25 protein-coding genes are annotated in these 25,126 nt (G+C 38.3%); 2 read left to right on the forward strand and 23 right to left on the reverse strand.

Annotated features, from left to right (window positions below):
• Positions 1–144: 144 nt before the first annotated feature.
• The 14 genes from ccsB to ACFSUO_RS05515 form a co-directional block, all read right to left on the reverse strand.
• Positions 145–1,335, reverse strand: coding sequence for a c-type cytochrome biogenesis protein CcsB (gene ccsB, locus ACFSUO_RS05450; RefSeq protein WP_382391856.1), 1,191 nt, complete (start codon positions 1,333–1,335; stop codon positions 145–147).
• A gap of 30 nt (positions 1,336–1,365) precedes the next feature.
• On the reverse strand, positions 1,366–3,003 hold the full coding sequence (gene resB / locus ACFSUO_RS05455; protein WP_382391858.1) for a cytochrome c biogenesis protein ResB: 1,638 nt from the start codon (positions 3,001–3,003) through the stop codon (positions 1,366–1,368).
• Positions 3,004–3,832: 829 nt separating this feature from the next.
• The gene (locus ACFSUO_RS05460; RefSeq protein WP_382391860.1) at positions 3,833–4,096 is read right to left on the reverse strand and encodes a hypothetical protein; all 264 of its coding nucleotides are present in this window, start codon (positions 4,094–4,096) and stop codon (positions 3,833–3,835) included.
• An 87-nt stretch (positions 4,097–4,183) separates the two neighbouring features.
• Entirely contained in the window at positions 4,184–4,399 is a 216-nt protein-coding gene (locus ACFSUO_RS05465) for an SHOCT domain-containing protein (RefSeq protein ID WP_382391862.1), read from the reverse strand.
• A 277-nt stretch (positions 4,400–4,676) separates the two neighbouring features.
• Positions 4,677–6,053 carry an ATP-binding protein gene (locus tag ACFSUO_RS05470; protein ID WP_382391864.1) on the reverse strand — a complete coding sequence of 459 codons (1,377 nt, stop codon included), beginning with the start codon at positions 6,051–6,053 and terminating at the stop codon, positions 4,677–4,679.
• A gap of 1 nt (position 6,054) precedes the next feature.
• Positions 6,055–6,756, reverse strand: a complete 702-nt coding sequence (locus tag ACFSUO_RS05475; protein ID WP_382391866.1) for a response regulator transcription factor — start codon at positions 6,754–6,756, stop codon at positions 6,055–6,057.
• Positions 6,757–6,952: 196 nt separating this feature from the next.
• Positions 6,953–7,603, reverse strand: a complete 651-nt coding sequence (locus tag ACFSUO_RS05480) for a c-type cytochrome (protein WP_382391868.1) — start codon at positions 7,601–7,603, stop codon at positions 6,953–6,955.
• 15 nt (positions 7,604–7,618) lie between these two features.
• Entirely contained in the window at positions 7,619–8,110 is a 492-nt protein-coding gene (locus tag ACFSUO_RS05485) for a PCYCGC motif-containing (lipo)protein (RefSeq protein ID WP_382391870.1), read from the reverse strand.
• Between the two features lie 543 nt (positions 8,111–8,653).
• Positions 8,654–10,315, reverse strand: coding sequence for a mercury(II) reductase (gene merA, locus ACFSUO_RS05490; RefSeq protein WP_382391872.1), 1,662 nt, complete (start codon positions 10,313–10,315; stop codon positions 8,654–8,656).
• A gap of 45 nt (positions 10,316–10,360) precedes the next feature.
• Entirely contained in the window at positions 10,361–10,759 is a 399-nt protein-coding gene (merR, locus tag ACFSUO_RS05495; protein WP_382391874.1) for an Hg(II)-responsive transcriptional regulator, read from the reverse strand.
• Between the two features lie 158 nt (positions 10,760–10,917).
• Positions 10,918–11,538: a class I SAM-dependent methyltransferase gene (locus ACFSUO_RS05500; protein ID WP_382391876.1), complete on the reverse strand. Its 621-nt coding sequence runs from the start codon at positions 11,536–11,538 to the stop codon at positions 10,918–10,920.
• A gap of 96 nt (positions 11,539–11,634) precedes the next feature.
• Positions 11,635–12,501 carry a cation diffusion facilitator family transporter gene (locus tag ACFSUO_RS05505; RefSeq protein ID WP_382391878.1) on the reverse strand — a complete coding sequence of 289 codons (867 nt, stop codon included), beginning with the start codon at positions 12,499–12,501 and terminating at the stop codon, positions 11,635–11,637.
• A gap of 117 nt (positions 12,502–12,618) precedes the next feature.
• A complete protein-coding gene (locus ACFSUO_RS05510) occupies positions 12,619–14,733 on the reverse strand; it encodes a heavy metal translocating P-type ATPase (RefSeq protein ID WP_382391880.1) in 2,115 nt (704 codons plus the stop codon).
• Positions 14,723–15,109, reverse strand: coding sequence for an ArsR/SmtB family transcription factor (locus ACFSUO_RS05515; RefSeq protein WP_382391882.1), 387 nt, complete (start codon positions 15,107–15,109; stop codon positions 14,723–14,725). Before ACFSUO_RS05515 ends, ACFSUO_RS05510 begins: the two co-directional genes overlap by 11 nt.
• A 738-nt stretch (positions 15,110–15,847) precedes the next feature.
• Between ACFSUO_RS05515 and ACFSUO_RS05520 the strand changes: the two genes are divergently transcribed.
• Entirely contained in the window at positions 15,848–16,126 is a 279-nt protein-coding gene (locus tag ACFSUO_RS05520; RefSeq protein WP_382391884.1) for a hypothetical protein, read from the forward strand.
• Positions 16,127–16,329: 203 nt separating this feature from the next.
• Here the strand turns inward: ACFSUO_RS05520 and ACFSUO_RS05525 are convergent, their stop codons facing one another.
• The 8 genes from ACFSUO_RS05525 to ACFSUO_RS05560 form a co-directional block, all read right to left on the reverse strand.
• Entirely contained in the window at positions 16,330–16,410 is an 81-nt protein-coding gene (locus ACFSUO_RS05525; protein WP_382392256.1) for a putative holin-like toxin, read from the reverse strand.
• A gap of 171 nt (positions 16,411–16,581) precedes the next feature.
• Positions 16,582–18,024 (reverse strand): vWA domain-containing protein, encoded by a 1,443-nt coding sequence (locus tag ACFSUO_RS05530; RefSeq protein ID WP_382391886.1) that lies wholly within the window; start codon positions 18,022–18,024, stop codon positions 16,582–16,584.
• A 68-nt stretch (positions 18,025–18,092) separates the two neighbouring features.
• Positions 18,093–19,223, reverse strand: coding sequence for an AAA family ATPase (locus ACFSUO_RS05535; protein WP_382391888.1), 1,131 nt, complete (start codon positions 19,221–19,223; stop codon positions 18,093–18,095).
• Between the two features lie 113 nt (positions 19,224–19,336).
• Entirely contained in the window at positions 19,337–19,624 is a 288-nt protein-coding gene (locus ACFSUO_RS05540; RefSeq protein ID WP_382391890.1) for a hypothetical protein, read from the reverse strand.
• Positions 19,625–19,651: 27 nt separating this feature from the next.
• The gene (locus ACFSUO_RS05545; protein WP_382391892.1) at positions 19,652–19,831 is read right to left on the reverse strand and encodes a hypothetical protein; all 180 of its coding nucleotides are present in this window, start codon (positions 19,829–19,831) and stop codon (positions 19,652–19,654) included.
• A gap of 80 nt (positions 19,832–19,911) precedes the next feature.
• Positions 19,912–20,562, reverse strand: coding sequence for a RadC family protein (radC, locus tag ACFSUO_RS05550; RefSeq protein ID WP_382391894.1), 651 nt, complete (start codon positions 20,560–20,562; stop codon positions 19,912–19,914).
• Between the two features lie 116 nt (positions 20,563–20,678).
• A complete protein-coding gene (locus tag ACFSUO_RS05555) occupies positions 20,679–21,047 on the reverse strand; it encodes a hypothetical protein (protein ID WP_382391896.1) in 369 nt (122 codons plus the stop codon).
• Positions 21,044–21,286: a hypothetical protein gene (locus ACFSUO_RS05560; protein WP_382391898.1), complete on the reverse strand. Its 243-nt coding sequence runs from the start codon at positions 21,284–21,286 to the stop codon at positions 21,044–21,046. Before ACFSUO_RS05560 ends, ACFSUO_RS05555 begins: the two co-directional genes overlap by 4 nt.
• 572 nt (positions 21,287–21,858) lie before the next feature.
• Here ACFSUO_RS05560 and ACFSUO_RS05565 point away from each other — a divergent pair.
• Positions 21,859–22,575 carry a hypothetical protein gene (locus ACFSUO_RS05565; protein ID WP_382391900.1) on the forward strand — a complete coding sequence of 239 codons (717 nt, stop codon included), beginning with the start codon at positions 21,859–21,861 and terminating at the stop codon, positions 22,573–22,575.
• 334 nt (positions 22,576–22,909) lie between these two features.
• Here the strand turns inward: ACFSUO_RS05565 and ACFSUO_RS05570 are convergent, their stop codons facing one another.
• Entirely contained in the window at positions 22,910–24,706 is a 1,797-nt protein-coding gene (locus tag ACFSUO_RS05570) for a PepSY domain-containing protein (RefSeq protein ID WP_382391902.1), read from the reverse strand.
• Positions 24,707–25,126: the final 420 nt, after the last annotated feature.

Genomic DNA, 25,126 nt, shown 5'->3' on the forward strand with positions numbered 1-25,126 from the left:
TGCATGCATTTAGAATTACAATTAGAGTAGTTCCTCTATCGCTTAATACAGCTAAACAAAGTGTAAGCCCCCCGAATATAAGAATTAATGCAATAAATTTTACAATTAAGGTAAGCAAGAGCCCCTAATGGATGAAGTTCCTCTTTATGCGTACGAATGAAGACCCGCTAATAGCAAGTTAACCGCAATCAAATTGAACATGATAATCGCGAATCCGCCGACAGCAAGCCATGCAGATTTCTCACCATGCCACCCCCGTGAAAGGCGCAAGTGTAAAAATGCCGCATAAAAGAGCCATGTGACCAGTGCCCATACTTCTTTAGGGTCCCATCCCCAGAATCGGTCCCAGGCAATTTGTGCCCAAATGGATGCAAAGATTATACCGCCAAGTGTAAATACCGGAAATCCGATGGCAACTGCTCTGTACGATATTTCATCAAGCATATCCGGTTTGGCCTTTTGCAGAAACGGCCGGATAGCAGCGCCAATACGCTTGCGCAGAATTATCCTGGCCAAACCGTATAATACTAACCCGGTCAGCACAGACCAAATAATCGTGTTAAATTTCCTTGCCGCATCGACACCTTTCATCCAGCCTGGCGCATCAAACAAGGGATTCATCCGGTCACCTGTGATTAGTTTCCCCTCATTTGGGCCTGCTATCGGAGGCAGATGGTAATCAGTTTTTACTGTTTGTCCGTTATAGGAATATTCAAATTCAGCAGAGTATCCGGTTATATTAAATGCAACAGAAATGATACTGAAGCCTGCAAATATAAACAGGCATAGCAAAATTGCCTCCAGCCAAGTAGTACGCTTGCTGCTGACCGACTGATCAATTTGTCTAATCAAGTAAATTAGTCCTGCGACAAAACTTATGGATAAAATGGCCTCACCCAGGGAAACGGTTGTTACATGGATGTACAGCCAGTGACTCTGCAATGACGGTACGAGTGGTGCAATTTCGGTCGGAAACATGCTTGCATAGGCAATAACTATGATTGCAATCGGCAATGCAAACAAGCCTAAAATATTAAGTCGATAGATGAAGTAGATGATGATGAATGCAAAGACAAGTCCCATACCGAAAAATGTCATGAATTCAAATAAGTTACTCACCGGAGCATGTCCGCTTGCCATCCACCTTGTAATAAAGTAGACGAGCTGCGCTAGAAATCCAATAATTGTTATAGTAATTCCAATATTCCCGCTGACACTTTTCTTTGTATCCTCTTTTTTTCCTTTAATGGTCGCACCAAAGAAAAGGGTAGCGACCAAATAAAGAATAAACGCCGTATATAGCATGGTACTGCTGATGCTGATTAGTGAATCCATTCATATCCTCCTCCGAATCCGTCCGAATTTTTATTCCAGTTCCTGCTGGTCATCAACCATGTTTACATTGGTGTCGGAAATAATCTGTTCAATATCTTTTTTCAGACCGAACCAATTTTTATTTGTATGACCCGCGATCATCATGCCTTCTCCATTCGGATGCAGCCAAATTCTGCGATGATGCCAATACATGCCTTGAATAACACCAATCATGAAAATAGCAGCACCGATGATGAACAATGGCAATGTGTGGTCACGCCGGACGGTCAGTCCACTTGCATATCTTGTTTCAAAATCCTGAATACCCAATTTGTAATCATTTTCGTCGGTTGCATCAACATTTTTTCCGATGCCGACGAAGCTCATCTCAGGTTCTTCATTTCCCCCAGGAGGATGTACCGAGAAAACAAATGCAGGATTTCTTGGGTAATTTGTCTTGGATGCCGGTTCTGCATCGTCCAGCTCATAATCCGGGTAGTATTGACTAACAACAACACGGAATCCACTGTCCAATTTGTATTCATCTTTTGGCTCCGTCAAGTCAATCGTGAATGAACCGAGTGCCTTTTCATCAGGGTCTTCTTTTCGATGAACCTTAAAGGTCATGCTTTTGAATTCATTTTGCTGATAGCCGGCTTGGTAAAGCGTGTAACCGTCAAATTTCAGCGGATGATTCATGCGTATTTCTTCTTCTTTTACTTTCTCCAGCTTTGGATCAGCGCCTGCTACACTTTCCCCTGTTTCCTTATAGATAACAGCATTTGTCTGATAATTTTTGGCTACTTCTCCCTCTTGCGCAATTGCTTCCCTGAATCTTTCATCGTCCTTATCATACGTTTCCAAAATGAATTGTTTATTTTTGATGTAGTATTCCCCTTCTGTTCCAGGGATGACAGTCTGTTCACCTTCCCTGACCCAGACATACTCGTCAAGATACATAAAGGGCGTAAAACGCAGCAGTGCTGCAATCAGGACGATAATAAGACCAATGTGATTTACGTATGGCCCCCAGCGGGAAAAACGCCCTTTTTCTGCTAATACATGACCATTTTCTTCATGCACTTTATAGCGCTGTTTCCGCAAACCGGAAAACAATTTGCTTTTTTCACTTACCGTTACTTGATCCGTTTCACTAAAAAGGCGCTGCCGTTTAATGAACGTTGCATGCCGCTTCGGTTTCTGCATTTTCAGCGCCTTGTAAAGCGGAACAAAGCGATCAATGCTGCAGATAATCAGAGAAATACCGATAAGTGCAATCAGTAGCATGTACCACCATGAACCGTACAAATTATGGAAGCCGAGCTGATAGTAAATTTGCCCGAGCATTCCATACCGTGCCTCATAAAAAACAGCCGGATCCCTAGAAACGGCATTTGCCGGTATGTACTGTTCCTGCGGGAAAATGGTTCCAATGGCCGAGGCAACCAAAGCCAGAACAATCAGCCAGACCCCGATTTTTACCGAGGAAAAGAAATTCCATGTTTTATCAACAATCGATTTATTGTATGTCTGTGATCGGCGGGCACTTCCGTCATATCGCATATTGAGCAATTTGCGTTTATCATTGCCATCGATATGCTGGTTTTCTTCCACTGGTTTGCCGCATGCCTCACAAAGCACTGTGCCCTCCGGATTCACGTGTCCACATTCACATTTAATTTTATTCATTTGTATCCCCCGCATAATTGTGTTCAAAAATTTATCCACGGTTAAACCTTTTATAAATAACCTTCTAATCAGTTTTAAAGCACCATTAACACCTTTTGACCACTTCACCTCATGGATTATAAAAACCATAGTGGGAATAGGTCCTATTCCGTACTTGACCAGCAATATTAAACATACTGATCTGTGAGTTGAAAAGATGACCAATCTGTTGCGTCTACACTACACTAACTACAACAATTTCAATCCCTTTATCTTTGTACTCAGGACCTGGAATTGAGAAGAACATTCCTGAAATTTAACCTTTATAGATTATAGTCATAAAATATGTAGATTTTGTGAGGGAATGATTTTTCTCATATTCCGTACCATTTGTAGCCCACATTAATGCAACAATAAACCCAACAATCCTTTTTGGTGTTGGGTTCTCTCTTAATAAAGAAAAATAACTAAAAGTGACGAGAGTAATTTGACAACTTTGTGAATATAGATAAAAGCAATCCCTTACAAAAGGATTTTTTATTAAAATCGACTTGATGGCTCTATTAGAACTAGCGTGTCACGGTTCAAATGAAATGGCACCCATCACATTTTCCATAGTGGAGTTAATACACCCTTTGTTTTTCCTAAAAACGCTTGAATCCTCCTAACACGCTTGAACAGCAAAATTTTAGCATCTGGTTTGCTCATTTGTTGAATTTCCTCCAAGCGGTCTCATTACCATATCGTAAATTGACAGAAACCATTTTTCCATTAATCATTCACCTCTGAAGGAGCCATAAAAATCAGGCCCCAATTTGGGGCCTTATTAATGAAGGGGGATTGCAAAAAGTTACTTATCTTCTTTTTTATCACTATAGGACTCCATGAAATCACCGCAGCCGTTCATCATCTTTTGCCCTTCAGGTGAATTCATTGCTTCCATCATTTGAGACATGTTTCCATTTTCCATCATGTTCATCATTCCGTTGCCATTGCCATTCATCATGTTACCCATTCCATTGTTATCTGGTTCTTGGGCAAATGCTGTTGTTCCTATTACTAATAAAGCGGCAAAGGCAAACGATAATGCAAATGGCACTTTTTTCAGTTTCATGTCTTCATCTCCTTTCTACTCATTAATACTAGGACATCTTTAGTATAGACAACAAATTTGTAGAATTTGTGAGGATAAAAGAAATTTTTAATCTTTATTTCTTAAAACAGTCTTTTTAGCTTCAAATTCTTGATCATCAATTTCCCCGCGTGCATATCTTTCTTTAAGAATTTCTATTGATGAATCTTCTTTCTTTTCAAAGGGTTTCATTATTAATAAGACTACTCCATATATTAAAAATCCCAGCACAATAATCCAAATTACCATGTTTAGAATCATGCCTCCACCCATCATAGACATCATAGTTACTACCTCCATCATTTTTAATAGCAGTTTTTATCATTAGTTTCTTTCACGTTTGCCTTCACTTATTCCTACGTTTCTTGAGAAATACAAAATATACAATCCCTATAATTAAGATTGGTAAACACATCCATAAACAAAGATGCAGGAACGTTTTCAGATAGGGCTCTATGGATTCAGTCCTCAACATCGTTGTAGCAGAAACAGTAAGGCACATTAAGCCCATTGCAATCAATAGTGCGGCGATTAACCATTCTATCTTTTTCATATTGCCTCCTTACTCAGCTACAGGGAAACTTAGCTGAAATCTCGTTCCTTTTCCTACTTGGCTACTCACCGAAATAGTCCCATTTTGCAGTTCAACCAAATTCCTTACAATGGACAATCCTAATCCTGTTCCACCAAGTTTTCTTGAGCGGGACTTTTCAACACGGTGAAAACGTTCAAAAACAAGTGGAAGATCTTTTTCAGGAATTCCAACACCCGTGTCCTCAATGATTACATGTACTTTGTTACCTGCATTCCATACGTTAACACTGACGGATCCTTTTTCTGTATATCGAACCGCATTCCCCAGCAGGTTTGTAAAAATTTGTTCTAAACGGATACCATCAGCCTCGATATAAGGAACATTCTCATCGATTTGGGTTTTTAACGTCAGCCCTTTCTTTTCGAAATCCATTTTGACTTTCAAAAGGGCATTTTCTAACACTTCTGTAAGGTCGATAGTAGACATTTGAAGGTCAATTTTGCCTTCTTCCATTTTGGATAAATCAAACAAATCATTGATTAATCTGACCATCCGCTCGGTTTCATTTTCAATGATATTCAAATAATGAAGCCTTTCTCCCTCTGTTCGGTAAAGACCCTGTTTTAACACGTGAGCATATCCTTTCAGGTATGATATCGGTGTACGCAATTCGTGCGATATATTTGCAAAAAACTCTCTTCGGTTAGATCGGTATCTATTCGTTTCTAGTGCAAGATCGTTAATTGCTTTTCCTAATGAACCTATTTCATCGTTTGAAGGAATACTTACCTGTATGTCTAAATTCCCCTTTGCAATTTCGCGAGTTGCCTGTTCCATCTCTAAAAGCGGATCTGACATTTTCTTAGACAGTAAAAATGTGAAACCAAGTGCTAAGAATAACGCACCAACTGCCGACAATATTAATAAATCCCTGATTTTATTAACAGGTTCCTTAACATCATTGATGGAAGCCAATACAAAGAATACGCCCTTAAATGTATCCGATTGGATGATAGGATAGCCCGAACCAAGATACCTGCTCTCTGTTCTTGAATCACTAAACCTTTTTTGAATAGGCTCCCCTTTCGATAACAGGCCTATATCTTTACTGGACAGATTCTCTATTTTTATCCCGGAGTCTGCTATGACCTTTCCATTAGCATTAATAATATAAACTTCTTTGTTGGTTAAGTCAGCCAGTGTTTTAAACATATTTAAATATTTCTCATTTTTAAGAGAAGTAATGGTAAGAGCATACTTTTGAGATAGTTCATCTACCTCTTGTTGAACTTGATTATAATAGAAACTGGTAAAGATTTGATTCGCAACATATCCAAGAGGTAACAACACGACTAAAAATAAGACCATTATGGTTCCACCGAGTTTTAGAACAATTTTATTCATATCATGTTTGATCCTCTTGTGTATTAAATTTGTATCCTACACCCCAAACCGTTTTGATTGGATTAAAGGACAGTCCTGCTTTTCGAAGTTTTTCCCGGATATTTTTCACATGTGTATCAATCGCTCTCAAATCACGAATCTCATCGGAGTCCCAAATTCTATCTAATAATATCTCACGAGTAAATACCCTTCTGGGTTGACTCGCTGCTGAATAAAGAATATCAAATTCTTTTGGCGTTAACTCAACTGGAGTGTCTTCAACCTTGACTTCTCTACTTTCACTGTCGATTGATAAATCTCCAAAGTATGTTATAGTTCCATTGGTTTCCTCTTTTTTAACATTCACCCGGCGAAGCAAGGCATTAACACGGGCAACTAATTCCTCCGGAGCAAATGGTTTTATCAGGTAATCATCAGCACCAAGATTCAAGCCATGAACTCGATCCTTAATATCATTTCGAGCAGTCAACATCAAGATGGGCATTCGTTCATTCTTACGAATGGTTGAACAAACTTCCCATCCGTCAATATCTGGTAACATGATGTCTAAAACCATTAAATCATAAGGGATTTGTTCAGCCATTTGTATAGCTTCATTTCCATCTACTGCTTCATCAACCTGAAAATTCTCCTTTGATAAATAAATCTTAATTAAATTTCTCATGTTCCATTCATCATCAACAACTAGAATTTTACTGCTCATATACAACCCTCATTTTTTGATTGCATCATTCATTTTAGTTGAAAAATTTGTATTATCTGTGAGGTTTCTAATTAATCTCTATTCATTTTTCTAAATTATAACAATTATACTCGTAGGGCACATTGTACTTCCTATAGTATAGAGTAGAGGCTGTCCTAAAAAGTTGGTTAAATTCATTTCCTGGACAGCCCCTCCCTTAGTCTTCCATATTCCTCAAATAACGAACAATAGCACTTATTTCTTTTTTAGTTAGCTCCCTAATTCCACCAGTCCCTTTTAAAGACGGCCCCATCGCTGTATCAGACCTTCCATATGCAATCGTATCCCATAGAAATTCATCCGATACTTGTTCAAGAAACGCTTTATTCACCACTGATGGTCCTACGCCTTTACCATGACAAGAAAGGCAATTATTTTTGTATAGTTTGCGTCCAAGATTTGGATCACCTGTGATTTTATCTGGTGTTTCCATCTCAACGTTTTGTTTATGCCAAGACCTCATATACAATACAACATCTCCTATTTGTTCCCCAGTCAAATTTCCTCCATAGTCAACGTGAAAAGAAGGCATTTTAGTCCCCTTACGTCCTTCTGAAATGACTCCCTTTAACAATTCATCTGATGCTAACGTTAAAAACTCCTGATTGTTAAGGGTAGTGGCAGTATTCATTTTCCTGCCGCGTCCATTTTCACCATGACATTGCATACAATTTTGTTCATAGATTTCTTCTCCACTTTCGACGGAAGACTTCACGAAAGGATCAGTAAACGTATAATTATATACAATCAGCAAAATGAAAAATACAGCTACAACAAAAAGAATAATGATGATCTTTTTGTTTAACATAGTTGCACCTCTTTACTACATCGTTTTTTCGGGCATTGGCGTCTCGGTTGACGGACCATAACTTCCAAATTTATCATCAATGTAATTTCTGATATCGTATAAAGAGTTTCCTTCTTCATATAAAGCAATCGATTCTCTGGCAATGGAGTTGCAAATATCACAATTTAACCCCATTTTATCCCATGTTACATTTTTCTCACTATGTTCTTTTATAAAACAATTATAGTTACTTTTGTGACCTTGATTGACACATCCACAAAAACAAGGCATGTATTGTAACACATCCGCATATTGGTAGCTTAAAGCATAGTTTTCTTGAACGAGAGCGGGACGAGCCGCTACAAATGAAGGTAATTCAATATCAACTCCTTTTGCCTTGCTTGAAAGCATAGAAACCGTTTCCTCTGACGGTCCATCAATAATGGATTCCCCGGATTCTTTCTTATTACTGCAGCCTACAAGGGTAATTAACATTATTGTGATGCCTAAAAAGATAATCCTTTTCATTATGGTTCCTCCAAACTTATTAGCTAGAGTAAAAAACGTATAGCTTAGAAAATTGCTTATGGTATACTAAAGTATGATACATATAATTTCTCCAACAAAAGTACAATATAGAAACATTATTTATTTTATTAATTAAATGTGTGGAATTTGTGAGGATTTATAATTGGACGGATTATAAGCCGAATATTTAGGTTTAATAAGACCAATCAGTCAGTTTATACTTAACGACGTTGGCAAAAAATTCTCCAATTGCACTGGACTATGCAACCTTTCCGCATGAATCGCTAATTGCTTTAGTATTGATAATTGGAATTACTACTACTATCATTTATATCGTATTTGATTTTAAAGATAGTCCCCTTTCCTGTACTAAAAATGACCGAACGGTGTGCCAACACCAAACGGTCGAGTGCAACAGCCCTTCAAGGGGCGCGGCTCACAACAAGGAGAATAACCACCTAGTTGCTTACCAGGCTTACAGGGTGGTTATTTTTTTGTGTTTGACAACACCACCAACTTTACAAATGCATTCATTAAAATTTTCTAACCTACGATGTTTAACCAGCCAGCACAACAGGATAACTTTGAAACATCTTTATCAAACGTAAGGGCAGCCAATTTTAACCCTTCTGCCATTGTTAAATATGGTGCAAGACTCTCATGCAAATCTTCCACAGTTAAACTAAATTTAACTGCTAGCGTAGCCGCATAAATAACATCTCCAGCATTTTCGGCCACTACATGAACACCTAATACCTTTAATGTTTCCGCATCTGCTACTAATTTAAATACACCTGTCTTTTCATGGTTTACAATCGCTCTTGGAACAGCATCTAAAGGTAATACAGATTTTTTTACTTCGTACCCTTTTTGTTCCGCCTGTTCTTTCGTTAACCCAACCGTTGCAATCGAAGGATTTGTGAATGTAACACCCGGTACAACGGACAAATCTAATTTTCGTTTTAAGCCACCAATAGCATTATCAGCGATAATTCCACCTTCGTAAGCTGCTACATACACAAACTGTGATCCTAATGTTACATCTCCTGCTGCATAAATTTTTTCATTACTTGTTTGAGCATAGTCATCGATCTTTATTTCTTTGTGAGATCCAACTTCAACCCCCGCAGCACTTAAATTTAAAGATTCGGTATTCGGCTTTCTTCCTGTTGCAACAAGGAGCTCTTCACTTTCAATAACCTTTTGCTTCCCATCTACTGTTGCATAAACCCTTTTTAACTCTCCATCTTGTTCTACACGCTCAAAAGTTGCTCCTTTTACAAGGTTTATTCCTTTTCCAACAAAAGCTTTTTCTACTGTTTCAGATATTTCAGGGTCATATTCTTTTAAAAGACGCTCACTTCTTTGCATCAGTGTAACTTCTGAACCTAGGTTATGAAAAAGTTGTCCAAGTTCCATTCCGATGTACCCTGAACCAATTACTGTTAAGCGTTTTGGTACCTTTTTTAATTCAAGTAGAGTTGTACTTGTTAGATAATTCACTTCTTCAAGTCCTGAAATCGGTGGTGAAGAAGGAGAAGCACCCGTTGCAATTAAAAAACGTTTTGCAGAAAGTTTCTCCCCATTGACATCAACTGTATTTTTATCAATAAATTTCGCTTCACCTTCAATTAAATCAAAACCATATTCATCAATTAGATCAACATACTTTTGATTGCGAAGCTCACTCACTAGTTCATTCTTTTGCTTGATTAGGGATGCTAATTCCACTTCCCCAGAATAAGTTTGTAACCCTGTAAATGGATTCACTTTTGCTAAATGATTGATTTCCCCAGCTCTAAGAAGTGTTTTTGATGGCACACAACCAGTGTTTACGCATGTTCCTCCAACGGTTCCACGCTCAATCATCGCTACTTTTGCCCCGTGTCCAATCGCTTTGATTGCAGCCGAAAAAGCAGCACCCCCAGAACCAATGATAAGTAAGTCATAATCGCTATCATTATCTGCCATCACATTTTCTCGTGATGATGTTAATTCTTCCATTTCCCCAGGATGATATTTTGCTTCATTAATTGCCTTTTTTGCAGTTTCAACCCCAATATCCTCGGGTAACTCAAATACTGCTTCACCGCGACGAAAACTGGCTTCAATATTTTTAGCGCCTATATTTTCAAGCGCTACTGCTACATGCTCTTCACAACCTGTACAAGTCATTCCTTGAATGCTTATCTTAAATTTGTTCATTTACTTATGCTCCTTTTCCTATATTAGTTTTTCTTATTGCTTTTATTATTCCTCAGTAAGTGTTTCAATTATTGGACAAGCGTGTAATTGTTTTTCATCTGGACACCGATGTTTTACATCTTTTAACATGACTTCAATTCGCTTTAAATCTTCTATTTGTTTTTGGACTTCATTTTCTTTTTTTGAAACAAATTCAAACATATTTTCACAGCGAACTTCATCCCTATCTACAACCCCAAGTAGCTTATAAATTTCATTTAATGAAAAACCAAGCTCTTGAATCCGCTTAGTAAAACCTACACGCCTAACATCATTATCTGAATATATCCGATAACCAGCATTTGTTCGAGAAGGTTCCTGTAATAATTTCTTCTTTTCGTAGTATCTAATCGTCTCTTTATTCACGCCACATTTTTCTGCAAATGCACTAATGAAATAACTCACATAATTCACCCCTGGAAAAATAATAAACCGTGTACCATGGTACACGGTCAAATATATTATACAGTTTTTCTTCTTCAAGTATCCTTCCCCTATAGGGTTAAAAAGTACCGTCGATTGACGATCCCGTTGTTATATAAAAGCTCCGTTATCTGAATAGCCTACGCCAACTTTTTAATAATAATCTTTCTATACATCCCCTTCAACATCACAGGAACATCTTCTTTTACTTCTAAACCTTCATTGCAACTTTGAATCATCCTATCAAAATTTAATCCTATATCTGTTCCTAATAAAGCAATAATTGGTCTAATTAGCTTCTGAATGAACGTTAGGCTTTTATTTTTAGGTACAAATTTATCAAATATAAGAAGTTGTCCATTCCTTTTTAAAACCCGTATCATTTCCTTAAAACATTGATTAGCATTCGGTACCACCGAGAGGATTAAACTTCCAACTACATAATCAAACGTATCATCGTCAAATTTCAAGTTCTGTGCATCCATTTCTAAGAAGGTAATGGAAGTACCAGAAAATTTATTCTCCGCCTCTCTTAGCATATGTGGGGAAAGGTCAATAGCAGTTATCTCAAATTTAGAGCCATCTATATATTCTAAATCTAATCCAGTCCCCACCCCAACAATTAGAATTTTCTTACTCTCTTTTGTTGATAGGCTTTTAAGCACTTCTTTTCTGACATTCGAGAAAGGACCCGAATTAAAAAACTTATCATATATCGGAGACCAGAGTTTATATATCACTTTATTCCAGGAGTTATTCACTTAAGTTTCTCCCCCCACTAAAATTTCCATTATATTTTATCCTGATATACATATCACCTTTTCTTGAGGAAAGCCCTACGATTGTTAAACAAAAATTCAGAACTTGAAGGTATCTGCCATTTGCGTTTCTACAGATGTGACAACACCATTATGTTTTTCTTCCACTAATTTTTTTATTTTGATAACAATATCGTCAACCTCTTTAACTGTAAGGTTTGGGTGTAGTGTTATGATTACATCTATCATAACTTGACTACCTGAGGTCCTTGCCTTTAAATCTTTGATATTTTTGACTTCATCAATAGCTGAAATTGTTTTCTTGTATTTTTTTATTTCATCCGGATTTATGCCATCCGTTAAAATTAATGAAGTCTCTTCAAAAATCTCCCATGCTGCCCATAGGATTACAAGACCAATTACGACACCTGTGAGTGGATCCAACCAAGGAAGGTCAAACTGTGCTCCTAGTATTCCAATTCCTGTGCCAATACTTACTAAGGCATCAGAAAAATTGTCCTTTGCAATGGCCTTTAGACCTTGACTATCGGTATTGGATGCAATCTTCCTATTTATATAATAAACAATAAACATGAAAGCCCCACTTCCAAAAGCAAGCCAAGTAGCTAAAGGATCGGGAGTAGCATAATCATTATTAATAATGGAACGAATTGTATCCATTAAAATCTGAAAGCCGATCATAGCAATAACAAATGAGGCTAATAGAGAAGCAACGTTTTCAGCCCGTAAATGTCCATAAGGGTGATTATCATCACGCTTTTTCTTGGCTATGTATAACCCAATAATAAGTGCTACAGAAGTAACAATATCGGTAAGGTTATTTAAACCGTCTGCTAATAACGCCACAGAGGTAGTTTGTAAAGCAATTATAATTTTAATGGAAGCAACTATTAGATAGGCAAATGTGCTAAACCATGCTCCAAACCTAGGGCTGTTCAGTTTCATGTTCGTTCCTCCTTTACTTTCCTTACGTTCCACTCAAAAAAACGATTTATTCGGGTTTACGAAGTTGCAATAACATTATTAATAAACCCCCTTTCGAAAAAGGGAAAGGGGGTTTATTTAATCACTATATTTTGACTTCATTAATCGTAAGGAGTTTAAAATGACAATTAATGTGGCCCCCATGTCAGCGAATATAGCCAACCAAAGCGTCAACCAACCTGGTATAACTAATAGCAAAGCTATAACTTTTAATCCAAGGGCAAAGATCACATTTTGTTTAATCACATTTAAAGCTTTCCGACTTAGGGATATGGTGTAAGGAAGCTTATCTAAATCGTCAGCCATTAAGGCAATATCAGCTGTTTCCAAGGCTGTATCAGTTCCAGCTCCTCCCATAGCGACACCAACCGTCGCCGTTGCTAAGGCAGGAGCATCATTCACACCGTCTCCAACCATGGCTACATTCCCATGTTGCTCCCGAAGAGATTTAATTGCATCAAGTTTTTCTTGAGGCAAGAGTTCAGCTTTGACTTCGCTTATCCCTAACTGTTGACCTATGGCCTTTCCTGTACCTTCATTATCTCCTGTTAACATCACTGTCTTTTTAACACCTAATTTGTGCAATTTTTGAAGGATGGACGGACTACCCTTACGAACTTGGTCAGCCACGGCTATTAATCCGTTTATTTCTTGCTCGTTCCCAACCAGCATGACGGTTTTACCCTGTGTTTGCAGGTCTTTAATTTGTTGGTGTATTTTGTTTGAAACAGAGCCCAGTTCATGGAATAAAGATGGACTTCCAATGTAGTACGTTATCTGCTTGATTAATGCTTTTGCACCTTTCCCTGTAATAGATTGGAAATCTTCAGCATTATAGGATTCCGTATTATCCTGTTCAGCCTTACGAATAATTGCTGAAGCAAGGGGATGTTGCGAATATTCTTCAATAGCAGCTGCAATACCTAATAACTTATCCTGTTCCATTCCTGATGTAGGCACCACATCTGTCACTTCAGGTACCCCTTCAGTTAGGGTTCCCGTCTTATCAAAGGCCACGACTTTTAAACGACCGGTTTCCTCTAAATGAATCCCACCTTTGATGAGTACTCCCTTACGCGCAGCATTTCCAATGGCTGTCACAATGGCAACAGGCGTTGAAATAACAAGCGCACATGGACAACCGACGACTAAGACGGCTAAACCCTGGTAAACCCACTCAGACCATAATCCACCCATGAAAAGAGGAGGGATGACGGCTACAAAAAAAGCGATTCCCATAATGGCGGGCGTGTAGTATTTGGCAAATTTGTCGACGAATTGCTGGGATGGTGCCCTTTCAGCTTGCGCTTCCTCAACTAAATGAATGATTTGGGATATTGTCGTATCTTCTGCGTGTTTAGTCACACGAACTTCCAATACACCTTCTTCATTTAAAGTTCCGGCAAATACTTCATCTCCGACGTTTTTATGGGCTGGTATGGATTCTCCTGTTATCGCTGATTGATTGATCGATGACTGCCCATTAACGACTTCACCATCCATGGCGATTTTTTGACCCGGTTTGATGATCATAACATCATTGATTCGAACATCTTCAACGTCCATTTCTATAATTTCATCGCCACGTCTAATGGTAGCTCTATTGGGCGCAATATCCATGAGAGATTGAATGGACTGGCGTGCCTTATCCATAGAGTAGCCTTCCAGTGCTTCACTCAAAGCAAATAAGAAAACAACTACGGCACCTTCCCCCCATTCCCCAATAACAGCAGCACCGATAATGGCAACGGTCATTAGAGTTTTCATATCAAATTGGAACTTGGTTAGGTTATTCACCCCTACTTTGAATAATTCAAAGCCACCAATTAAAATTGCTGTCGCAAATGTACCAATCGTTAAAACGTTATCTTCACCTAATTGAAATGATAGGACATACCCAATCCCGATGAAGAATAAAGAAACCATCGCCATAACATTTTCACGGTTCTTCCAAAAAGGTTCTTTTTTCTCCGTTTGTCGTTGGCGTTCAGGATAAACTTTGATTCCGTCAAAGGCTCCTGCCTGTTCTAACTGTTCAATAGAGGCATCACCGTAGACTGTTATTTTAGATGCACCAAAGTTAAGATCGACATTATTAACGGTTTGAATATCACGTATGTTTTTTTCAAATTTGGCGGCGCAATTTGTGCAGGACAATCCTTGAAGACGATAAACGTTTTTATTATCTTCCATTAGAAACACCTTCTTTTGAATGAATCATCGCGATAGACACTAACTGATGTACATGTTCATCAGCCAGAGAATAAAAGACGAGCTTACCTTCTTTTCGGTACTTAGCCAATTTCATATTTCGTAATAAACGTAGATGATGGGAAGCCGTTGCCGTGGTTGAACCAATGATGTTGGCGACATCACACACGCATAGCTCCGTTTCTAATGTTAGAGCGTAGGCAATTTTTAAACGTGTGGCATCGGATAGTGCCTTGAAAATCAATTCAACACCCTGAACTTTCTCCATTTGAGGTTGTACCCGATTAACGATCTCTTCATCGTAACAAAATGTATCACATGTATCGGGAGAACCTGTTTTCACTATATCTTCATTCATTTGATTCACCTTCATTCTAATGATTATTTGATTATTTGTTTGGTAGTTTATGTCTTTACAAATTGGATGTCAATAAAAACAATCTAATGTCTATTTGAATGTGAAAACAAGGCATTAGACAATGGCCCCAAACATTTTATATAATAAAAACAAAAGAGACCTTACAAGAAGATCCCTTATACGTACTCTGGTTTTATTTTTTTATATTCATTGACCAATTGTGGAACCCTATTGTCACCTACAATTTCCCTAATTACTTTTTAATCCAGCTTATTGAAAGTATTATCTCAGAGTTTCAAAAAAATCATATTTATCCACGATATATCTAAACGTTCCGAAATCCTTCAACGCATATTGCAATGCATAGCAATCTTTATGCATCACTGAATTCAAGACATCCAAACAGACTTCCTCATAATATTCAACAACATTACCGCATTCGGCACAACACAGTCTTGTCACAGGCTCATCCCCTTTATATTTATTAAGTTTTCTACCCATAAATGTAAATCCTTATTACTCTAATATTCGGCAAAATTAACTAAGAATCCTCTTTTTTAAACAAGGGTTCTCTTTTTTTCCACAAAAAGTGATATAGTTGTGGGGGGAATTTACATTGTACTTATTGGATTGTGAAACAATCATATTAGTATTCCGCTAAAATGGAAAGAACCACATACAATTTGTTATTGTGTTCTATACAAGAAAGTAATATTTTAGAGGCAAAGGAATGAGACTGTGACAAAAATCATCCCGTTTCAAACACGAGCGCAATTGGAACAGAAAAAACGTGATAAAATTTGGACTGACTGGGAAGAATGGCTAGAATTCGAAGAGTATTACCTCCATCAGAAGCTGACAACAAATAATGATCATGTTTCTCAAGAAGAGCAAGAAAACGATAAAGAAATATCAGAAAAAGAAGTTATTGAGGATGTTCAACAACACCTAACAGAAGAAGAAATTCAAAACATTAAGGAATTCGATGCTTGGTTGCAGCAAAATACCAATAAATAATCATCCGATTATTTATTTTAACACCATCAGTAACTCTAAGTGTTTGAAAACATAGCAAATTGAGGTATAATAATATTAGATAATCATATACTAAAAAAGACCGAATGGTGCGCCAACACCAAACGGTCGAGTGCAACAGCCCTTCAAGGGGGCGGCTCACAACAAGGATAACCACCTAGTTGCTTACCAGGCTTATAGGGTGGTTATTTTTTTGTGTTTGACATTATCGACACCACCAACGTTGCAAATGCAATCATTAGTAAAAGTGTTTGGAATACTGTCATAAGGCATCACCCCCTTTCCAGGGGAGTGAGCCACCACCCATGAAAGCCTTATTACACCTTCTATCATTGTAACAAAAATAACTATTTTATGGGGAGTTCCTATCTTATTTTATTTCTATTGAAGTACAAAAAAGACCCTAGAGTATTACCTTCTAGAGTCTTCCCGCTCATTTATATTTCAAATGCAGTAAAACTTCCTTCATCTGTAAAATCCTGAACCTTCACGATTTTATCGGAAAAAAGCTTTACCGTTTCACTATTTGCCCCAATTAATAAGGATAGTACGTTAAAATGCTCCCTCTTTTTATGCTGATGAAACTGTTGGAGAAACTGATCGGAAAGGTTGTCTTCCCCATCCGACACAAAAACAATATCAGCATCTTTCAAGGCACTCTTTTGCATCGCCTCTGTTGCTTTCTGCAAAGCACCTTGAAAGTTCGTACCACCGCCTAGAAAACTTTGACATAGATTTACCATATCCTGTGACGACATGTTTCCTTTTTTATAAATGTATCGTTCTGCGTGACTGGAAAAGGGAATAAATGCAAAATCCCGCTTCTGTTTTTTGGCGATACTCATTAGAGCCAATGCAAAACCTTTTGCCTGGTTATCCAAATTCTTCATACTGCCGGACTGATCTAAACACAATACAATCGGGCCTTTTCCTAATGCTTTTTTGCCCTTCGTATCATGCTGACGTATTTTTCGTTTAGCGAACCGGCGTAAGAATTCCCCTTTTGTTACTTCATTTTGATATAAAGCTAACTCTGACGGCAGAAGTCTCTCTGGATTGTTACCAAGGGTAACACCGCCGCGGCTGGTTGGACTATTGTATTTGTTTTTCTGTTTTTTATGGGCAATCTGTTTCAACTGTCCAGCCCATGCAGCAATCTTTTGAATCGATTCGTCTTTCTGGATAAGGTCAGCTAAAGTAAGTTGATCGCGTAACGGCATGCTTCGAAGTTCTGCATCACCACTACCGGCTTTTGTGCCACCAACAAGAGCTTTTACTGCCGCTTTTGTGTTTTGGGTATCTTGCATAGCCTTTTCCATTCCTTGACTGAATCCATGACTATCTTGTTGAAGTGCATCTGTAACATGGGCCTGCAGCTCCTCTGTTTTTTGCTGTGCATCTGCATGAAGTTGTTGATTAACCTTGTCCGCTCCATCGTCCCTTTCTTGTTTTTCAAGCTGACGTTGCATGGCATTTACTTTCTGCATATGCTTGTCTAACGCCTTATCCTGTGTACGTTGCTTTTCCAGCCAGGCCTGCGTTTGTTTTCCAAATTGGACCGTAGCAATTGCAGAAGCAAGATCATCAAGCATTGTATACTCCCGATAGGATTCAAATCTTTCATCACGCATGATGCGCTCCATGAAAGCATGATTTGTTTGATACGTTTTCGCAACATCTTCAATTGGTTTTAACTCTGGTGAGGTTTTATACAAACCAGCCCAAATATCCCCCAGCAATACTTCATAGGTTGGGAATGCCTTCTCTTGATTCAAGTTTTGCAACCCTTGTGACTGTTGATAAAGCTTTGCGAAACGTCTTTTATCAAACTGGTCTTTGTTAATGACTGACTCGGCTGTATCTATTGTTTTCGGTAACATGTTTTTTCATCCTTTCTTATATACAAGAAAAGCCAGGACTCACAGCTCTGACTTTGCGTGCGTTTATTTTATAATGTCTGTTCCTCCACCGGTTCCAATATAGAATTGGTAAGCTGTTCTGCATGCTGTTTCAATTTAGTTTCCATGGCCTCCAACACTTGCTGGCGCTCAGGATTTCTTTGCTGTAGTTCCTGCACTTCTTTCATTAATGTTTTTAATTTGCGATTAGCTTCCAGCACATAATCAGTAGAGTCATTATCGTTTAACCCCTGCATAATCTCATTTGCTTCCTGTTCAATAGATTCCTGCATCATGGCCACTTCATCCTGTGCATTTCGACGAATCACAGTGATTACAGTATCACGCTGTTCAATATGTTCCCACAAGACATGTTGTAAAAACAGCAGATCTTCCGGCGCAACCACCTGACGTTGTTCGATTAAAGCCTTTGCCTGTAACACAGCATGAGCTTTTCGAAAACGACGATCCGACGGATGAATGCCTTCATCGCTCAATTCCACCCAGATATCGGCTATTTTTTCATGAATCTCGTGAGGAATTTCTATCATTTCCCGTAGAAATTGCAGACTTTCAAGCTCTTCTAACGTGATTGTTGGCATGGTGACTGGCTGTTCGTTTCCTTTGAGCATGTGCAGGAAGTTGCTACGGTCTTTAATCGTACCTACATCAAAACGTATTAAGAAACGATCAAACAAAGCCTCTAATCCTTCATCGTCCTCTGGATACTCATTCGAAGCACCGACAAGCGTCATTAATGGCATCGTTATCTGTTCATTCCCATTTTCAAAGGTTCTTTCATTAATAGCTTTTAATAAAGCATTTAGAATCTCCGAACTGCCTTTAAAGATCTCATCGAGAAAGACTAGGTGTGCTTCCGGCATTTTGGAATAAGTATTATGTTTATAAATACCTTCTTCCATATCCTTCAGCATCACACCCCCAAATACTTCATCCGGAGTCGTGTACTTAGTCAATAACCACTGGAAATAGGTTGACCCGTCTATCATGGTGGATAGTTCTTCCGACAGTGCACTTTTAGCTGTTCCGGGAGGGCCGACCATAAGCATATGCTCTTTGGCTAATAAAGCAATCAGCATGCCTTCGATCTGTTTTTCCCGTTCCATATATTTTACATTTAATGCTTGCTGCATTTGTTGTAACTTTTGAAGATTATCCATCGTATCATTGCTCCCTTTTCTTGTTTTTATTGCTGGCCATTAAGCTATAGCACCATCTGTACCCTTTTTGACGGAAAAATTCCGCCCTATGGTCAGACGGAATTTAAGTCTCTTTAATATTCATGTGGTAATAACCCAGTACAGATAATAGAATCATCGGATTCATCAAAAATGAACCATATATTTTCCGGGATGTTTAATGATATTTCATCCAAAACATTGCCGTTTCCATCTGTTACAGATGTGGTAGTCTTATTTGAATGGAAAGCGATAAAATAGCTTTCCTTTGCAAATGTTGCTGCTGTTTTCACCATATGCTCTATATCTGTAACATCCAACACTCCCTGCTGGATATATTCTTCTACACTTGGTGTCAAAACCACAAAACATTCTTTTATCATGAAATAATCCCTTCCCTTCTAACCTTTTTAACCTGCATAAACACGGAATGATTTGTACTGTTCAACAATCTCTTCAAAATGATCATCCGCCCATTCATACAAACAATCATCCTGACAGAAAAAGACTTCCACATGTTCATCGAACAGCGCATTATCTAACGAGAGATAACTGCCACAGCTTTCACACATCACTTTTGTTTCACGCATTTTAGCAACTCCTTTTGATTTCAAATAAAAGACATTCCGAATTGAAATTCAGAATGCCTTTTATAACTCTTATCACTTTTTTACATAAATCCTTTTTCTTTCAGGCTTACAAACTGCCGGTCCCCAATTACCACATGGTCTAATAGTTCAATGCCAATGGTTTTACCGGAATCAGCCAGTCTGCGTGTAATATGCACATCTTCCTGTGACGGATCTGGTGACCCACTTGGGTGGTTATGTGCAACAATGACAGATGCAGCCGAACATTTAACTGCTTCCCGGTACAATTCCCTTGGATGAACAATCGAACTGTTGAGACTACCGACAAATAGCGTCTTTTTACGAATAACCTCATTTTTCGTATTCAAGAATAACCCAACAAAACACTCTTGTTTTAACTGCCGCATTTCTTCCATCAGAAAATCAGCTGCATCCTCAGGTGAACGAATAATCATTTTTGAGGCTGCTTTACTTTGCGAATAACGTTTACCCAGTAGCAAAGCTGCATGAAGTGTTAATGCCTGATTACGCGTTACCCCCTCTGCTTCCATCTCTTCGACAGACATGTCAGCCAATTCCGGCAGCGTATATTCGCTAAGGCCCTGCACCGTTTCTTTATTGGCGAACGGCCCCAGGACGACAGACAGCATATCGCTTGTATGAAGAATCGCATGATTTCCAATGGAATCGTATTGAGCTACGGCCTCTCGAGCCTTTTGAATAACAGTCATGTTTATCTCCTTTCCATACAAGACAGGAACCAGATGGCACCTGTCTTGCATGCCATCTGATTGTTATGCCTTGATGGAAGGCTTATTTTTAGTTATACTACCTTTAAGTTAATTTTTTAATTTTTACGTGACGTAAATCTTTGCGTCACTTTTTTTGTGCCTAATTGGGAAAGACGTTGTTCATCCCAGCCTAATTTATTGATGTTTGTCTTTGTTATCGACAACATCGACCAAGGATCGATTCCTTCCATCGCCATTTCCCTTGCAACCTGTTTTAAACTACTACTGTCAAACTGCCATGAGACGGACTCAAAATAATCCCAGACTTCTTCACCGGTATCCACGCCGCCCTGTTCTTTGACGTAGGCTTTTAGCTCATCCTTCATCTGCTTCAAGGCAGCTTCCGTTCGGTTAATTTCATTAGCCAGTTGAACTGCTTCATCGTGTGACTGCAGGCCATGTTGCAGTTTGACTGCGTTGCTCATTGTACAGCACTTCCCTTCTGCATATTTTCAAAAGAACCAATCCCACGGAATACTACTTCCCTGGAGGAGATCATAAGAAAAATGCGATAAGCCTCTTTTAAACTTATTTTCCTGACCTCTTTTTGGCTGGATAAATGAAAATACTGTTTCCCTTTCCGAACCAAAAACTGATTCTCATTTGTTTCATCAGCATAAGCGATGAAGACCTTTTGCTGTTTTTTGAACCATGCCTGTGACATGTTTCATACCTCCCTTGTAAAAATTTTATATAATAAAAAAAGCCGACTAATCCGCTAAGGGATCAATCGACTTTTTTATTAGCATGAAAAAAGCATTGCTACATGCAATACTGTTTTTACAACCTTGAGATGATACACTTTTTCGTGCATAATTTTATGGCAGAGAAATAAATGCCGATGTTCAGCCTTTCCTAGATAAAAATAGGATTATCCGAACCAAAAGACATTGTGCCGAATCTCCTCCATCATAATGAAGGGGTAACGACTTTTACTCGAAACGAGTAACACAAGAACTAAAATACTATATACTCATGGTATCGAATTAAATGACTATGGTCAAGGTGTATTGAGAACAAATAATCTTTTACATAATAATAATGGTAATTATATAATATTGTATGAATATATTTAAGTTTTAGGTGAGTTAACTGATTTTAAATATTACCAGTCTTCTGCAATACGAACGGGCCATTTTATTAAATACTAGTCACTGGTATTCAAACGGGCTGAAAAATGGTAATATTATTTATTAATATTAAACTACAAATTTTATAGTGGAGGGTGAAAAGGATATGAGAAAAAACAATGTTATTTGGTTATTCGCTTCAATTCTCATAGTAATATCTTTGGTGGCTTGTGGAAATGAAGAAAATCCTTCTAAATCATCAAAAGATAGTAACTCTAAATCAAACTCTGTCGAGAATTCAACCACAAGCACTGAAAAACCTAAAAGCAAAACATCGGATGACAATAATCAAGTAGAGGATAAAGATAAAAAAGAAACTGAAGAAGACGTATATACAGCATCATCTGATAAGAAGAGTGATCCTCAAACTTCTGGCAATTTGTTAAACAAAAACAAAGTGTTTAAATATAAGGATGGTTCAGTAGTCATGACACTTACAAAAGCTGAATTCACAAAAAAATTCGGACCATCGAATGCTAGTCCGGAAAATGACGAGGCGTACCGTGAAACAACGAGTGATTCGCAAACTTATCTCCATTTAACAGGAAAAATTAAAAATGACACCAAGAATTCATTTTCTTTTGGAAATAAATTAGGTGAGATTAATTTTTCTTTACTTTACGATGGAGAACATGAGTTTCAAAATATTAGTTCGGCTGAAGAAGAAAATGGCACAAAATTAGGCCCCTCAAACATAGATGCATTAACAGAAGGGAAGATCCATGTTTATTTTCAGGTACCTAAGCCTGTTTCTAAAACAAATAAACCTTTAATACTTACAGTAATATTAGGAGATGAACCTTTTGAAATCACGTTACGCTAGCTAAGGTTTAAACTAGAAATCTTACAAATCATGCCAGATGTTCACTTAATTTCCAGATTCCCTTTTATACAAAAGCGAGGCAATTAGGAAAAACCTTACACTAAATGTTTATCACCTTTTTCAGAAAAAGTACAATAACTTTATTCATTTACCGGGCGCGATTCGCTAATAAGAGATCGCGCCAATATCTTATAGGGCCACTTGTTCAAGCGGAGTGCAATGTGATATTACGTGTTGCCGGTTTTTAGACTGGGCTATAGTGAAAAGGTTGCAGGAGGATAATGATCTGCCTGCAACCTTTTGTTAAAATTACCTAACCATTATTTTTTGTGTCTCAGGCATCCTCTTTTTCGGTATCGGTAACTTTTCCGGTTTCTGCATTGACGGTGACATCATAAAACGTACCGTTTTTTGTTTTGATGTTTATTTCGTATGCAGCAGTTCCGTCTTCTTTCTCCAATTCTGTTTCAACAATCTTTCCGCTTGTCTTTTGTAAAGCGGCTTCTTTAGCTTCTTTCTTACTGATGTTTACTGTCGAAGGATCAACATTTTCATCGTCCTCGGTGTCTTCACCCTCATCAACTTCATTTTCATCATCTTCGGCACCTTCGCTCTCTGTTTGCATAGCGTTCTGACTACGAGTCAGTATGGCATTCTGATTGAAGTTTGATAAAAGTACATCAGCTTTGGATTTGAGGACTAGATATGCCTTTTTTGAAATTTGATTATTATGAGTCTGATGTTCTAACAAGGCTTTAAAGCTTTTTAAATGTTTAACTACCTTTTGTGATTTTCCCACACTCCTATAATGCTTTAACACTATCAAATGTGAGTTAAGGGCATGAATACTTTGCTCGTCCTCAATTTCGCCTTTTCGTACAAGTGATTTTGTACGGGTTTTCAACTCACTTATTTTCGTCGGCATCTTTTCACCATTATCTCGCTTTTTCACCAGATTAGTGGTAACTTCTAACGCCCGTCCACTATCAATGCTGCTTTCACCGAAAGTGTAGACTTTAGTATATTTTGAAGGAATGGTACCATTTTCAATCGCTTTAGCAAAATCGCTCTCTTTACCGTTATAAACCTTTTTGAAAATCCCATCATTTGTTTTAATGTCAGAATTCAGGAGATACGTAGCCAAGTGTTTTTGGCTTCTGTTGCTCAGATGGTATTCATCATAGGTGTAGAGATCATTAGGTTCCCAATCAGCAGTTTCGGGCTGATAATATTTGCTGTCGGTTGAATAATTGGAATAACCACCATATATGTCTTCCGCGTCATTGGAAGGGTAAATGTCACTGTTGTCTTTAGAGGTTAAGCCGTAACCATAAGCTGGAACCCAGTCGGAAATCATATAAAAGCCCATACTTTTATATCCAAACTTTTTAAAGCCTTGTTTCTCAATATTGGCATGCAAACGCTGATCGTGCCCGTAGATAACCTCTACATCGTCGGGGGTGGTGTCCAAGGCAAGATAATCTTCAATTTTCTGGACAACCATTTGATTTTGCATGTCACGAAAACTTGTCAAATTAGTACGCTTGTCCACAAAACGGTTCGGAAGCAAGATATATTTGGCGCCGGCTCCCACAAGATTCTGGACCATCTTAAGGGCAGCGTCACTAGAAAGTTCGGCTGTACGTTTAGCCCCTAGTTTTTCGACGGCATAAGAATCATTTCCGCCAACACTGATAATATAGAGGGCTTTGGGATCGGCTTGCCCGTCCACATCCAGGAGAAATCTTTCGGTTTGTTGTACACCGCCCCACCCTTTCAACCAAGGGGACCAGTTGGAACGTGCATCTATTGTGCCCTTAGTGCCTGTCAAAACACCAGTAAAAGCACCGCCAACAGCATAATTAACCAAATTATCATAATCACCAGCCAATTCGTTCGCAATATACTCAGAGAAGACCCGGCCATTAGAATAGCGGCCTTTCCAGTAGTGCTCAGTATCGGCCTTTATATACATTCCGTAAGGGTCATCGGGATCGAAACCTGGTGCTGGCTGTCCTGGGTTAATAGTGGGCCGGAAACCTTCTGACGATTGTGATGCCATTATCTCTGGAGACATCATTATAACGAAAAAGAATGTAGACAATAAAGTCAATAATATCTTTTTATTCATTTGCTTTCCTCCCAATTTAATTTAATTTTTTTAGATTACTTTAAAACAAGGAACATTTTCTTTATAATGTGTTAATTTCAGTTCGATAGGTCACAACATCTCCTTTTTGGAAGTCATATGAATCATTGTCGGACTTGATACCAATCACAAATCCTGTCTTGGGGTTCCATGGATACGGAAAAGACCTTCTTAGTTTGGTAACCGAATATTTCCGGATTACGTTCACCGGATGCCTGTGTTGCAATCACAACTCCTACCATACACACAGGAAGAATCAAAAACAGTGTAGTGATTCCCTTGGGAAGCTTTTTCATGCTGACCTTTCCCATCCTTTTGATAATGATAGATCTTTGATTTCAGTTGTTTGGATGCACCTTATTTTTTTGTTCAAGAATCATTGTGATTGGAGTTCAACGGCTC

The sequence above is a fragment of the Lentibacillus juripiscarius genome, from assembly GCF_042685205.1.
Lineage (GTDB): Bacteria > Bacillota > Bacilli > Bacillales > Amphibacillaceae > Lentibacillus > Lentibacillus juripiscarius.

Coding starts and splice junctions, on each gene's coding strand:
- ccsB (WP_382391856.1), bottom strand. CDS start 1,335: ATGGATTCACTAATCAGCATCAGCAGTACCATGCTATATACGGCGTTT.
- resB (WP_382391858.1), bottom strand. CDS start 3,003: ATGAATAAAATTAAATGTGAATGTGGACACGTGAATCCGGAGGGCACA.
- ACFSUO_RS05460 (WP_382391860.1), bottom strand. CDS start 4,096: ATGAAACTGAAAAAAGTGCCATTTGCATTATCGTTTGCCTTTGCCGCT.
- ACFSUO_RS05465 (WP_382391862.1), bottom strand. CDS start 4,399: ATGATGTCTATGATGGGTGGAGGCATGATTCTAAACATGGTAATTTGG.
- ACFSUO_RS05470 (WP_382391864.1), bottom strand. CDS start 6,053: ATGAATAAAATTGTTCTAAAACTCGGTGGAACCATAATGGTCTTATTT.
- ACFSUO_RS05475 (WP_382391866.1), bottom strand. CDS start 6,756: ATGAGCAGTAAAATTCTAGTTGTTGATGATGAATGGAACATGAGAAAT.
- ACFSUO_RS05480 (WP_382391868.1), bottom strand. CDS start 7,603: ATGTTAAACAAAAAGATCATCATTATTCTTTTTGTTGTAGCTGTATTT.
- ACFSUO_RS05485 (WP_382391870.1), bottom strand. CDS start 8,110: ATGAAAAGGATTATCTTTTTAGGCATCACAATAATGTTAATTACCCTT.
- merA (WP_382391872.1), bottom strand. CDS start 10,315: ATGAACAAATTTAAGATAAGCATTCAAGGAATGACTTGTACAGGTTGT.
- ACFSUO_RS05505 (WP_382391878.1), bottom strand. CDS start 12,501: ATGAAACTGAACAGCCCTAGGTTTGGAGCATGGTTTAGCACATTTGCC.
- ACFSUO_RS05510 (WP_382391880.1), bottom strand. CDS start 14,733: ATGGAAGATAATAAAAACGTTTATCGTCTTCAAGGATTGTCCTGCACA.
- ACFSUO_RS05515 (WP_382391882.1), bottom strand. CDS start 15,109: ATGAATGAAGATATAGTGAAAACAGGTTCTCCCGATACATGTGATACA.
- ACFSUO_RS05525 (WP_382392256.1), bottom strand. CDS start 16,410: ATGACAGTATTCCAAACACTTTTACTAATGATTGCATTTGCAACGTTG.
- ACFSUO_RS05530 (WP_382391886.1), bottom strand. CDS start 18,024: ATGTTACCGAAAACAATAGATACAGCCGAGTCAGTCATTAACAAAGAC.
- ACFSUO_RS05535 (WP_382391888.1), bottom strand. CDS start 19,223: ATGGATAATCTTCAAAAGTTACAACAAATGCAGCAAGCATTAAATGTA.
- ACFSUO_RS05540 (WP_382391890.1), bottom strand. CDS start 19,624: ATGATAAAAGAATGTTTTGTGGTTTTGACACCAAGTGTAGAAGAATAT.
- ACFSUO_RS05545 (WP_382391892.1), bottom strand. CDS start 19,831: ATGCGTGAAACAAAAGTGATGTGTGAAAGCTGTGGCAGTTATCTCTCG.
- radC (WP_382391894.1), bottom strand. CDS start 20,562: ATGACTGTTATTCAAAAGGCTCGAGAGGCCGTAGCTCAATACGATTCC.
- ACFSUO_RS05555 (WP_382391896.1), bottom strand. CDS start 21,047: ATGAGCAACGCAGTCAAACTGCAACATGGCCTGCAGTCACACGATGAA.
- ACFSUO_RS05560 (WP_382391898.1), bottom strand. CDS start 21,286: ATGTCACAGGCATGGTTCAAAAAACAGCAAAAGGTCTTCATCGCTTAT.
- ACFSUO_RS05565 (WP_382391900.1), top strand. CDS start 21,859: ATGAGAAAAAACAATGTTATTTGGTTATTCGCTTCAATTCTCATAGTA.
- ACFSUO_RS05570 (WP_382391902.1), bottom strand. CDS start 24,706: ATGAATAAAAAGATATTATTGACTTTATTGTCTACATTCTTTTTCGTT.